Raw genomic sequence first — 12,857 nt, 5'->3', positions numbered from 1 at the left:
GGGTAATTAGTTATAGGATAAGAACGCAGTAATACGTAAAAACTATATGGACGTGTTTTCGGGAGGGAAAAGGATGGAAATTGCATTTTACATTATCGGGGCGATTGCACTTGTGGTTGCATGGTTGGCGCTTGATTTACATCTGGGGAGAAAAAAGCATTTAAAAGAAATCAAAAGGTTGAAGTTTCCGAAAAGGCAGAGTGAAATTTTGCTCTATGCCGATGGCAACTTGCTGTATAAGGATTTATTTCACGATATGCGTCATGCCACCAATCACATTCATTCCCTCTTTTACATGGTACGCAACGATCATGCGAGCAAAGAATTTCTGTCTATTTTAAAAGATAAAGCAGATCAAGGCCTGGAGGTTCGTCTCCTTCTTGATTATTTTGGATCCTTTGATATAAAAAAAGAAACCATTAAAGACCTCGAAAAGCACGGTATCGAAGTAGAGGTTTATCACAAGCCCGCATTCCCATTCTTTTTTTTCAGTATTAATCAGCGAAATCACCGAAAAATTACGGTGATTGACGGAAAAATCGGATATGTTGGTGGGTTCAATATTGGAAAAGAATATTTGGGTCAAGATCCGGAGTTTGGCGTTTGGCGCGACTACCACCTTAAACTGGAGGGGGAAGGTGTTCAGGACCTTCAGTCACAGTTTATCCAGAACTGGGAGCAAGCCGGCGATTTTCCATCCAGCGAGTGGGGCAAAAGGTATTATCCAGAGCTTCCGAAAGGACCCATTACGCACAAACTGGTACCAACGAATGGCGGCCATTTGACGGAAACGTTTTATAAACTAATTCAAAAAGCGGAGACATCCATCATCATTTGTACCCCCTACTTTATTCCGAGTGAATCCTTGTTGGATGAGTTACTAGACGCTCTAGGCCGCGGCGTGAAGGTGACGATTCTTGTTCCTGCTAAAGCGGACCATGCGCTGGTGATGGATGCAGCGTTCCCATATTTCGCAACGCTGATAGAAGCAGGTGCTGATGTTTATCGCTTCTATCTTGGATTTTATCATGCCAAAGTTGTGGTGATCGACGACCATACTTGTGATATTGGGACTGCCAACTTTGATAAGCGGAGCCTGTTTTTGAACAATGAAATAAATTGTTTAATTTTTGATAAAGAATTTGTACACAAGACCGTTCAGGAGATTCATAAGGACATTCATAATTCGGAGAAATTGACGCTTGAGTTTATCCGAAACAGAACTTGGATGGATAAAGGAAAAGAAAAGCTTTCGAAGATTATTGCGCCATTGTTGTAGAAAAGGAATGGTAAGCTGTCAAAAAGGAGTCTGGTGTTATGCGTATTCGCTTTGGTTTTGTCTCACAATCTTGGACATTGTGGGAGGCATCCCCTGCCCGCGCTTTAACCTATACCCGGTATAAGCAGCTGGATGATGCTGAAAAGAAGGATAAATTATTGGCCGTCACACGTGAAAATTTACGGAACACTTTGCGAACGATCTATTTTTGTATTGCACATGAAATTCAAGTCTTTCGCTTCTCCTCTTCCATCGTTCCGCTTGCCACCCACCCTGATGTGAAGTGGGACTTTGTACGTGAGTTCGGGGATGAATTCAAGGAGATTGGCGACTTGGTAAAGCGGTATGGCATGCGTTCCAGTTTCCACCCCAACCAATTCACGTTGTTTACGAGTGATAAACCGCATATTACCGAGAATGCGGTGATTGATATGGTGTACCACTATGAGATGTTGAAAGCGATGGGGTTAGAAGATGAGGGTACAATCAATATTCATGTCGGTGGTGCTTATGGGAACAAGGAGCTTGCGGTGGAGAGATTTCGTGAGAATATTTTGTCGCTACCAGATGAAGTCAGGGCACGGATGACGTTGGAGAACGATGATAAGACTTACACAACGGAGGAAACGTTGGTGTTGTGCGAGGAACTTGGGATCCCGCTTGCATTTGATTACCATCATGAGTACGCTAACCCAAGTTCTGTGTCATGGGAGGAGTTGTTGCCACGTGTATATGGAACGTGGAAGGATATTGGCATCATTCCCAAGATACATATCTCCTCCCCTATTTCGGAAAAGAAATTGCGACACCATGCGGACTTTGTGGATTTGCAATTTATCATGGAATTCTTGAAAGCAGCAGTCGACTTGGGGCAGGATGTAGACTTTATGATAGAAGCAAAACGAAAAGATGAAGCGGCACTCCAACTATGCGAAGACATTTCAAAAATCCGTGGAGTGAAAAGACTGAGTGGCGGCGCGGTGGAGTGGTGAAGGGGTAAAGAGGTAAAGAGATAAAGAGGGGTCTGACCCTCACCGCTCTAAAGCGGTGAAGAGTCAGACCCCTCTCTCTTTTAGTTGCTTGATTGAAAAATTGGTGCTATCCAGGTGAATAGGCGGTAGCCGAGGTAGATACCGACGATTCCTACGATGCCTGAGAATACGGGTGGTGCTGGGATTGGCAGGCGGAATAGTGCGAAGAGAAATCCTACTACCATGCCTGTTGCAAGTGCTAATAAACTTTCTTTCATTGTTGAAAAACTCCCTTGTTGTTTTATCTTATGTTGTTATTTTGGCCAAAAGAAAGCTCTCTACTCTTATTTCTAGTAGAGAGCTTTTGGGTCTTACATTTTCTCTGGTGCTGAAACTCCGATCAACTTAAGTGCATCTTGCAGTGTGATTTGAACGGCTTTCATCAAACCAAGACGTGCTTTGGATTTTTCTTGGTTGTCAGGATCTAAAACTTTCTCCGCATTATAGAAACTGTGAAGCGCGGAAGCAAGTTCAAATGTATAGTTCGTAATACGGTGAGGGATGCGTTTTTCTGCCGCTTCCGCTACCGCAAGTGGGTATTCACCAAGCTTTTTCAAAAGGTCGATCTCTTTTTCAGAAGAGATGTGTTCTAGCGCAAAGTCCCCTTCTAAGCTTAGACCTTGCTCTTCCCCTTGACGTAGCATGCTGCAAATACGAGCGTGCGCGTATTGTGCGTAGAATACAGGGTTTTCGTTAGACTGGGAAACTGCTAAGTCCATATCGAAATCTAAATGAGTATCTCCTGAACGCATCGCAAAGAAATAACGTACCGCATCCAAGCCCACTTCTTCCATCAAGTCGCGCATCGTTACTGCTTTACCGGTACGCTTACTCATTTTCATCTTTTCACCGTTTTGGAAAAGGTGGACAAGCTGGATGATTTCCACTTCCAGTGCGTTTTTCCCGTAACCTAATGCTTCAATGGCTGCCTTCATACGAGGAATGTAACCATGGTGGTCTGCTCCCCAGATGTTGATAAGCTTGTCGTGGCCGCGTTTTAGTTTATCCTGATGGTACGCAATGTCAGGAGTTAAATACGTGTAAGATCCGTCATTTTTAATCAATACACGGTTTTTGTCATCTCCGAATTCTGTAGAACGGAACCAAGTCGCTCCTTCTTCTTCGTAGATGTGACCCTGTTCGCGAAGCGTTGCCATTGCATCGTCAATTTTCCCGTTGTTATAAAGGGAAGTCTCGGAGTACCAAACGTCAAAGCGGACACGGAACTCTTCTAAGTCCTGTTGCAATTTTTTCATTTCGTATTTTAAGCCGTATTCACGGAAAAAGCTGCGGCGGTCTTCTTCAGATTCATGAACGAAACGGTCGCCGAACTCCTCTGCGATTGCCCGGCCGATTCCAATGATGTCTTTTCCATGATAGCCGTCTTCCGGCATTTCTTTGTCTTGGCCCAGTGCTTGGAAATAGCGTGCCTCAACAGAAAGTGCCAAGTTGTTGATTTGGTTACCAGCGTCGTTGATGTAATACTCGCGTGTTACATCGTAGCCTGCTTTGTCGAGTACATTACATAGAGAATCCCCCACCGCTGCACCACGGGCATGTCCAAGGTGAAGGTCGCCTGTAGGGTTTGCTGAAACAAACTCGACATTTATTTTCTCGCCATTACCGACGTTTGACCGACCATACTCGGAGCCAGCTGTAAGGATAGTCGGAATTAAGTCCGTAAGATATGCATTGTCCATGTAAAAGTTGATGAATCCAGGACCTGCGATATCGATTTTCTCGATAGATGCCTTTGATTGATCAAAATTTTTCACGATATCTTCTGCAATCATGCGAGGTGCTTTTTTCGCGACGCGTGCAAGTTGCATGGCCATGTTCGTGGAGTAATCTCCGTTTGCTTTGTCCTTCGGTGTTTCGAGCACAACAGCTGGAATTTGCTCCTCTGTTGCCAAGCCTGCTTTAAGAACGGAAGCCTTAATTTCTTCTTTCAGGCGTTCTTGTACTTGTTCTACTATATTCATCTTGCCTGTTCCTCCTCGTAGTTGATTGTTATCAAGTATTGACCGGTTATTTGATCTTGAACCTTCAATTTATAGTCAAGCTGCAAACAGCCTCGTTTCTTATCTGGATCCTTCATCATGACCACTTTTTCGGTTTCGGTTTCAAACTGAAACCTTGCGCCAGCACCCTGGTAGCTTCCATCTGTCGTTTCACCGGCACGGAAGGATTGCAACATATTGATGTCCCCTGAGCGTTTCAGACGCACTTCGTTGTCTGTAATTTTATAAAAACAATCGACCTTCTCTTTGCCTTCAAGCTCTTCTGAAAAGACGATGTATTCTGATTCACCTTTTATGTAGTATTGACCATCTGCTCCAAACACAACAAACTCCCTGTCATTATCCGCATTAATTATTTCCGATTGGAACGTCACCTTTATCGGCATCTTTAAGTGATTTTGATTGTCTGCCATCTGGCCCCACATCCTTTTATCTTTAACGCTTACTGGTTCGCGTCGATTTTTCTATAACCTTCATAGTATAAAACAAGTAGGGTGTGGAGTTCAATAGAGGATGTTGGTGGCCGGTGGAAAATTGGTGGATTTTCGTGTTGGGTGGGGGTGGGATTGGGACTTCTATTGGACACTTGGGTGTTTTTTACGCACATCTCGGGTGAAAAGAAGCATTATATTGGACAGTTTGCTTGAGTTTCTTTGGCTTCGGGCGTATAGAAGCGTTCTATTGGACAGTTTCCCTGAATTTCCTTGGCCTTCGGGCGTATAGAAGCGTTCTATTGGACAGTTCCCTGAATTTCCTTGGCCTTCGGGCGTATAGAAGCGTTCTATTGGACAGCTTCCCTGGATTTCCTCATGCTTCGGGCATATAGAAGCGTTCTATTGGACAGTTTCCCTGGATTTCCTCAAGCTTCGGGCATATAGAAGCGTTCTATTGGACAGTTTCCCTGAATTTCCTTGGCCTTCGGGCGTATAGAAGCGTTCTATTGGACAGTTTCCCTGGATTTCCTTGGACTTCGGGCGTATAGAAGCGTTCTATTGGACAGCTTCCCTGGATTTCCTCATGCTTCGGGCATATAGAAGCGTTCTTTTGGACAGTTTCCCTCGTTTTCCTCATGCTTCGGGCGTATAGAAGCGTTCTATTAGACAGTTTGCCTCGATTTCCTCATGCTTCGGGCGTATAGAAGCGTTCTATTGGACAGTTTCCCTCGATTTCCTCATGCTTCGGGCGTATAGAAGCGTTCTATTGGACAGTTTCCCTCGATTTCCTCATGCTTCGGGCAAATAGAGCCTTCCTATTAGTCCGTTCATCTATAACCCCACCGCCCTCGGTCATATAGAACCTGCCATCACTTAAAAAGCCCTGTCGCCCAAGCACTCTTGCAAGTACTTAAAAAACAGAGCCAACTATAAAATGCTTATTTTACCCAACCTAAAATCATTTCACGGATGAGCTTACTTGCTGTGTTGGCAGTTTGCTCGGAAGCATCATAAATAGGTGCAACCTCAACCAAATCCGCTCCAACCACGTTCACATCGGAACCTGCAATCGCATGGATCGATGCAAGCAACTCGCGGGATGTGATGCCGCCGCAATCCACTGTTCCTGTGCCTGGTGCGTGCGCAGGGTCAAGCACGTCGATGTCGATCGTTACATAAACCGGACGGCCAGCAAGTGTTGGAAGAATTTCTTTTAATGGCTCAAGTACCTCGAACTTGGAGATGTGCATGCCCACTTCTTTGGCCCATTGGAATTCTTCTTTCATACCGGAACGGATTCCGAATGAGTACACATTCGTCGGGCCGATTAGGTTTGCTGCTTTCTTGATCGGTGTGGAGTGAGAAAGCGGCTCGCCTTCATAGTCGTCACGTAGGTCAGTGTGTGCGTCCATGTGGATGATAGCAAGGTCAGGATATTTTTTGTACATTGCCTTGATAACAGGCCATGATACAAGATGCTCTCCGCCCATACCAAGTGGGAACTTATCTTTCTCTAAAAGGCTGTCGATGTATTCTTCTATCATTTCGATGCTTTTTTGCGGGTTACCGAACGGCAATGGGATGTCGCCGGCATCAAAGTATTTTACTTCTTCTAGTTCGCGGTCTAGGTACGGGCTGTACTCTTCTAGTCCGATGGATACTTCGCGGATACGGGACGGGCCGAAGCGTGATCCTGGTCGATAGCTTACTGTCCAATCCATCGGCATGCCGTAGATTACTGCTTGGCTATCTTCAAAGCTTGGGTGGCTTTTAATAAATACGTTGCCTGAATATGCTTCATCAAAACGCATGGGTGGTTTCCTCCTTTAATGAAGGGGTCTGACCCTTAGCGCTTTAATGCGCTGAGGGTCAGACCCCTCTTTAGTTCTTTATAACTTCAACGCTGTAACGGAGCGCGGGTCAGACCCCTCTTCACCCCTTTATCACTCTACCTTATTACTTAACTAAATCCGCTACAAATTTTGGTAGGGCGAATGCTGCTTTGTGCAGGTCTTTTGTGTAGTATTTTGTGTCGATTTCGTGGAAGCGGTCTTCGCTTACTTCCAGTGGGTCGTGCTTTTTGGATCCGATGGTGAATGTCCACATGCCGCTTGGGTATGTTGGGATGTTTGCGATGTATAGGCGTGTAATCGGGAAGATTTCACGTACGTCGCGTTGAACGTTTGTGATTAGTTCTGGTGTGAACCAAGGGTTGTCTGTTTGGGCTACGAATACGCCGTCTTCTTTTAACGCTTTGGAGATTCCTGCATAGAAGCCTTTTGTAAATAGGTTAACAGCTGGTCCAACTGGCTCTGTGGAGTCAACCATAATTACGTCATACTCGTTTTCGCTTTCGGCGATATGCATGAAGCCGTCGCCAACTTTCACTTCCACACGCTCGTTTTCAAGCTCTCCTGCTATTTCAGGGAGATACTTTTTAGAGTACTCGATTACTTTTCCGTCGATTTCAACAAGTGTCGCTTTTTTCACGCTTGGGTGCTTCAGGACTTCGCGGATAACGCCGCCGTCTCCTCCGCCTACTACTAATACATTTTCAGGATTCGGATGCGTGAACAATGGCACGTGTGCCACCATTTCGTGATAAACGAACTCGTCCTTTTGTGTTGTCATAACCATGCCGTCCAAGATAAGCATGTTGCCGAACTCTTCTGTTTCTACCATATCAAGCTTTTGGAATTCCGTCTGCTCTGTATGTAAAGTGCGTTTGATTTTCGCTGTAATTCCGAAGTTTTTTGTTTGATATTCTGTGTACCATAATTCCATTTTGTACAACATTCCCTTCCAACATTAAATGTACTATCTATCTTGCGGCCATAAGCGTTAGTTTCTATCGTTAAATGCTCGTTTTTATCGTTCCCTATCGATAAAAAATGAAACATTGATTTGTCGGGATTTCTTGCTTCCTCAGCTAAAAAACAACCGCCTCCACTTTTCTAATCACCAAGAAAAAAGTATAGATGAATCTAGCAAAAATTCAAGTAAAAAATTTATTTTTCTGCAAATGTTTAAAAAGGTTCAAAGAATTTAATACTAGGAAATAAAATCTTTTTTTATTAATGAAGATATATGTTCGTTTAAACGGTTGATTTCCGTTCCAGGCGCTTCGCTTTTCTGCGGGTGGTCCGGGAGCCTCCTCGGCAAGCTTGCGGGGTCTCCCCTGTCCCTTCCTCCCGCGGAAGTCTACGCACCTTCCACTGAAATCGACTTGAAAAATTTCATTAGATAGAGGTCATAGATAAAGGGGGTTTGAGAAAAATGGAATTAATCACAAACGACCGGTTTCAGCAGGTTATTAAATATATTCGTGCGATGTTTTTTATTGGAATTATCCTATCAATCTCTTTCTTTCTTTTAGTTGGCGGAGTTTGGATTTATGCGAAATCCAAGGGTGCCCCTCCCCTTTCTGTTACGCAGTCGTCGATTTTCTACAGCAAGGACGGATCCATTATCGGAGAGGCTCATAGTGGCGAAAAGCGTTACTGGGTCGGGCTTGAAGACATTTCCCCTTACTTAGTTGATGCGACGGTGGCGGTGGAGGATAGGCGTTTTTTTACCCATCACGGGTTTGATCCTAAGCGAATTGGTGGTGCCATCCTTGCTGATATTAAGGCCGGTGCAAAGGTTCAAGGTGCTAGTACCATTTCGCAGCAATATGCCCGTAATCTTTTTCTAGTTCACGATAAGACGTGGAAGCGAAAATGGGATGAAGCCCTTTATACGATTAGGATTGAGGCGAATTACTCGAAAGAAGAGATTCTTGAAGGCTATTTGAATACGATCTACTATGGTCATGGCGCTTATGGAATTGAATCGGCGTCTTATTACTATTTTAACAAGCCTGCGAAAGAGCTGACAGTAGCGGAAGCCAGCATGCTTGCAGGTATTCCGAAAGGTCCAAGTGTCTTTTCACCTTATGCAGATAGCGAACGGGCACGACAAAGGCAGGAAATTGTCTTAAATTCCATGGTGGAAAACGGCTCTCTTACAAAAAAAGGAGCGGAAGACGCGCTCGCACAGCCGCTAACATACGGAAATCGTGAGCATCTGCCGAAAGAGTTTATGGCACCTTATTTTCAAGATGCTGTTCGAGCGGAGATTAGAAATGTGTTGGGTCTGCAGAAAGAATTAGAAATGGGCGGGCTTCACATTTACACTACTTTGGATCCTACTCTCCAGGCTATTGCCGAAGAGGAAGTGGAGAAAACGTTCGATCCGGAGTCTGATATGCAGGTCGGGTTCGTTTCCATGGATCCGAAAACAGGGAGAGTGCTTGCGCTTGTAGGCGGAAGAGATTACGAAGAAAGCCCCTACAACCGGGTGACACAGGCAGAAAGGCAGCCGGGTTCGACGTTCAAGCCACTTCTTTATTACCGAGCGCTTGAGCAAGGATTCACGCCATCTACCGGCTTTAGAAGTGAAGTGACAACCTTTGAAGTCGATAACGGCCGCTCGCAATACACACCGCATAATTTTAACAATTATTATGCAAATGATGTGTTGACGATGATGCAGGCGTTGCCATTATCCGATAACGTTTATGCGGTAAAAACACACTTGCTGCTTGGCGAAAAGGAATTGACCAAACAGGCAAAAGAACTTGGAATCCGTTCTAAAATAAAGGATGTCCCTTCTCTTGCATTAGGTACTTCCCCTGTCCGGGTACTCGACATGGCCAATGCCTACAGTGTTTTTGCGAATGGTGGAAAAGAAGTAAAGCCTGTTTTTATTGAGAAAGTAGTGAATTACAAGGGAGAAATCCTTTTTGAGCGCGAAAAAGAAACGAAGCAATTACTGGATCCTGATGTAACATTTGTCCTGAATCATATGATGACCGGAATGTTCGATCCGTCCTTGAACGGCTATATGGCCGTAACCGGAAATGCGATTCTCGACAAGCTGACAAGGCCTTATGCTGGAAAATCAGGGTCCACCGAAACGGACAGCTGGATGATTGGGTACACCCCGCAGCTGGTCAGTGCTGTCTGGACAGGCTATGACAGGGATCAATCGATTACGCTTTGGGCGGAAAAACACTATGCGAAAAATTTATGGGCAGGATTCATGGAGCGCGCGCTCGACAATAAATCTGTTGTGGCATTTGCACCAACAGAAGGAGTTGTCGGGGTGCAGGTCAATCCAGAGAGCGGCCTTCTTGCCACAAGCGACTGTCCGGTTTCAAGGCTAAGCTATTATATAAAAGGAACCGAACCAACAGAATACTGTATGGCTCATCTAGAAGATGTAAAAGAGGAAGAAGCAATCCCTGAAGAACAGCCAAAAGAAGAAAATGAAAAATGGTGGAAACGATTTGTTCCTTGGATGTGATTTTTAAGGAACACCGCTGTTGATTTCCGCAAATGGCTTCGCTTTCCTAGGGGCGGTGCTTGAGCCTCCTCGCTCCGCTGCGGGGTCTCAAGCTACCGCTATCTCCCTCAGGAGTCTTCGCCTTTTGCTCCAATTAACAGCTATGTGCCTCAAAGAACAAATAGTATCCTAAAAAAGTTAAAACCCCCGGGATGTCTCCCGGGGGTTTTAGGTGTCCTAGCTTTCCATGTGTTCTACACATGTGAGTTTAATTTTACTTTTTTTGTCGTAATAACTCAAGTGGGTAGAGTCGAACATTCAAAAAAATGTCACATCTTTATTTTTGATATCCTCTTGACAAACTAGTTTGTTGCTAATTGTTTTTTGAGGTCATCGGAAGCTCGTTCCCACATTCCGCTGTCATGAGACTCCAAATAGTTTTGCAAAATAGCTTTGGAACGGTCATCCATATGCTCCACCATGATATGGCGTTTCATGGACTTATCCATTTTATTCACGTGCTCCGGCAGCGATTTGTAGCCTCTGCGAATTTCACGATCCACCGTCATTTCACATGCTGTCACTCCTGCATAATATGGCCCTTCCTGCTTGCGGTCGATGGTTACCCACACAAGCCAGTAAGGTTTTCCGTTCGGCACATCCTCTTTGTTAGGAAGGAACTTAATCCCACGTTCTACCGTACTGCGGGCATGCATGGCGCCAATATCGACAAAAGCTTCCCCACCCTCCACATCTACAAACACAGGGGAAACATTATCAAGGCTGAGCGCCCCGATCCCAAATCCTCCGTGCCCGTCTGTCGGGTCATTTTTTATAATATTAAAGCCAATCGGTTTCTTCTTTTTTTCCTGGTCCATATTCTAGCCCCCTTGCCAATTCACTAGCTGCGGCGACAAAAACGATCCTGCCGCTTGCGCTTTTCTTTTCATTATACAATAATTTACGGGAGAGTTAAAAACATTCAAAGGAGCGATTTCAATATGCCATATGTAACCGTAAAAATGCTTGAAGGCCGCAATGAAGAACAGAAAAAAGCGTTGGTGGAAAAAGTGACCGCTGCTGTCAGCGAGACAACTGGTGCCCCAGAAGAGAAAATCGTCGTCTTTATTGAAGAGATGACAAAGGGCCACTATGCGGTTGGCGGCAAGCGATTAAGTGATCAATAATAATTGAGAGGGATTCGGACAGGCTTTCGAATCCCTTTTTTAGTTTAGTAATTCACTTAATTTTTTCTTCTTTTCCTCTACCATTTTTATATCAAGCGGCTCGAAATATTCCTCTTTAATGCTTTCCACTAAAAACTCCCACATGTTCTTAACTTTGTTCTTAATCTCCTGATTGCTTCCCTCTGCTATAAGAATCAGGCACTCCAAGATTGTAAGTACAACCGAAATATCCCGTTCTCCGTATATTCGAATCTGATAAAAACCAGTGTATAGAATTTCTTCAAAGGTCCGTTGCGGAATCGCCACTCGTTTCTCTTTCTCTTCATCCAGGTATGTAATAGCGTCTGAGTCAACCTCCCCAAAATCAATCAGCAGCCTGCTCATATACCGAATGCAGTTATTGGCTGTATTAGGGTCGTTTATACCTGGAGATATTGCTCGCAGGGCCACTTCCGCGAGTTTTTGCAAGGCAAATTCCCCGTCCTGAAGCGGTGTACGCTCTTCTCCCACCTCGATGAAAGAGGTCAAGTCCATGTCTTCTGGTCTATCTTTTGTAAAATAAACAATGGCGATCACGCTTCGTTCCGTTACAAAGTCACCGATGCGTTTATTAAAAACAACCTGAAAACCTTGCTCCTTCGCCTTGGCTGCCAACCCTTCTGCATCGATGACTTGAACGTAGCCTGTGGCTTTTGGGGTGAGTTCCATTTTTTCTTGGAAAGAGGACGCTGAAACTTCCATCTTTTCAAAAAGAATTTTTTCAGCCTTATAGAGAAGCTTTTTCTTTTTTACTGTAGCAAGCCCTTCTTTCATAAGTCTCTCAATAAGCTTGCTGACCTGGATGGAGCGTGCGACATGGTGGATGAAAAAGACAAAGTATCCAACGCAAATCACAGCGAGAATGACACTCACACCGGACGCTAACACCCGCTTCTCATCTAACCAATCTTTCATGAATAATAAAGAAAGCACCGTATAAATAAAGGAACCGACAAACACACCAAGTACTCGCAACGTTGTCTTCTCTGTCATGAAATCTTGCAGGGTCCTCGGCGAAAACTGACTCGAATAGGTGGTCAGCACCACCATGATAGTGGAAAATGATATGGTCGTCATTGTGAGAATAGCAGTCGCAATCGAGCTCAAAATGGTGGTGCTCAGGTCGACGTTCGTGAAAAATATTTTCGGAAGGTAGTTCTGTACCGAATCCGCAAAAACGGTGTCTACCGTTATCACAATCGCTGTTAGAATAAGGCTTGCCAATGCATAAAGGCTTGGCACAAACCATATTTCCTTTCTTGCTCTTAAGGTCCACTTTTCCATATATATGTTGCTCCCCTTTTTATCGGCTTTTTATGGTAGCATTCCCTTTTTGGGGCGGCGGTAAGCCTTTTGTCTAGCTATTGGTGCGTCTATCCGAAGAAATTTTGCCATTTTAGAGGACCATTTCTGGTTATTGTGACTTTTTCCGCCGTTATTGTGACTTTTTTGAGGGGGATTGTAACTTTTCTGATGATGATTGTAACTTTTTCAGAGGTTATTGTAACTTTTTCAATTTTCACGTATACAAAAAGCCCAAA

11 protein-coding genes are annotated in these 12,857 nt (G+C 44.5%); 4 read left to right on the top strand and 7 right to left on the bottom strand.

What is annotated here, in order from left to right:
- Positions 1–73: 73 nt before the first annotated feature.
- Positions 74–1,279 (top strand): cardiolipin synthase, encoded by a 1,206-nt coding sequence (cls, locus tag FZC76_RS05055; protein ID WP_148987184.1) that lies wholly within the window; start codon positions 74–76, stop codon positions 1,277–1,279.
- Between the two features lie 38 nt (positions 1,280–1,317).
- On the top strand, positions 1,318–2,271 hold the full coding sequence (gene uvsE / locus FZC76_RS05050; RefSeq protein ID WP_148987183.1) for a UV DNA damage repair endonuclease UvsE: 954 nt from the start codon (positions 1,318–1,320) through the stop codon (positions 2,269–2,271).
- A gap of 80 nt (positions 2,272–2,351) precedes the next feature.
- Here uvsE and FZC76_RS05045 read toward each other — a convergent pair whose 3' ends face one another.
- The 5 genes from FZC76_RS05045 to speE form a co-directional block, all read right to left on the bottom strand.
- Positions 2,352–2,528, bottom strand: coding sequence for a XapX domain-containing protein (locus tag FZC76_RS05045; protein ID WP_148987182.1), 177 nt, complete (start codon positions 2,526–2,528; stop codon positions 2,352–2,354).
- 93 nt (positions 2,529–2,621) lie between these two features.
- On the bottom strand, positions 2,622–4,292 hold the full coding sequence (gene argS / locus FZC76_RS05040) for an arginine--tRNA ligase (protein WP_148987181.1): 1,671 nt from the start codon (positions 4,290–4,292) through the stop codon (positions 2,622–2,624).
- A complete protein-coding gene (locus tag FZC76_RS05035) occupies positions 4,289–4,744 on the bottom strand; it encodes a DUF1934 domain-containing protein (protein WP_187441955.1) in 456 nt (151 codons plus the stop codon). The genes argS and FZC76_RS05035 overlap by 4 nt, the downstream gene beginning before the upstream one ends.
- Positions 4,745–5,703: 959 nt before the next feature.
- Positions 5,704–6,576, bottom strand: a complete 873-nt coding sequence (speB, locus tag FZC76_RS05030) for an agmatinase (RefSeq protein WP_148987179.1) — start codon at positions 6,574–6,576, stop codon at positions 5,704–5,706.
- Positions 6,577–6,721: 145 nt separating this feature from the next.
- Entirely contained in the window at positions 6,722–7,549 is an 828-nt protein-coding gene (speE, locus tag FZC76_RS05025) for a spermidine synthase (protein ID WP_148987178.1), read from the bottom strand.
- Between the two features lie 492 nt (positions 7,550–8,041).
- Between speE and FZC76_RS05015 the strand changes: the two genes are divergently transcribed.
- The gene (locus tag FZC76_RS05015; RefSeq protein ID WP_148987177.1) at positions 8,042–10,111 is read left to right on the top strand and encodes a transglycosylase domain-containing protein; all 2,070 of its coding nucleotides are present in this window, start codon (positions 8,042–8,044) and stop codon (positions 10,109–10,111) included.
- Between the two features lie 341 nt (positions 10,112–10,452).
- Here FZC76_RS05015 and FZC76_RS05010 read toward each other — a convergent pair whose 3' ends face one another.
- A complete protein-coding gene (locus FZC76_RS05010; protein WP_148987176.1) occupies positions 10,453–10,968 on the bottom strand; it encodes a YwhD family protein in 516 nt (171 codons plus the stop codon).
- An 81-nt stretch (positions 10,969–11,049) separates the two neighbouring features.
- On the opposite strand from FZC76_RS05010, the gene FZC76_RS05005 reads away from it, so the two are divergent.
- Positions 11,050–11,277: a 2-hydroxymuconate tautomerase gene (locus tag FZC76_RS05005; RefSeq protein ID WP_262372464.1), complete on the top strand. Its 228-nt coding sequence runs from the start codon at positions 11,050–11,052 to the stop codon at positions 11,275–11,277.
- Positions 11,278–11,316: 39 nt separating this feature from the next.
- Here FZC76_RS05005 and FZC76_RS05000 read toward each other — a convergent pair whose 3' ends face one another.
- A complete protein-coding gene (locus tag FZC76_RS05000) occupies positions 11,317–12,600 on the bottom strand; it encodes a DUF2254 domain-containing protein (RefSeq protein ID WP_148987175.1) in 1,284 nt (427 codons plus the stop codon).
- Positions 12,601–12,857 lie beyond the last annotated feature (257 nt).

Source organism: Sutcliffiella horikoshii (assembly GCF_008180725.1).
Lineage (GTDB): Bacteria > Bacillota > Bacilli > Bacillales > Bacillaceae_I > Sutcliffiella_A > Sutcliffiella_A horikoshii_B.
The sequence above is the reverse complement of the archived record's forward strand: the minus strand, read 5'-3'. Positions and strand labels throughout refer to the sequence as shown.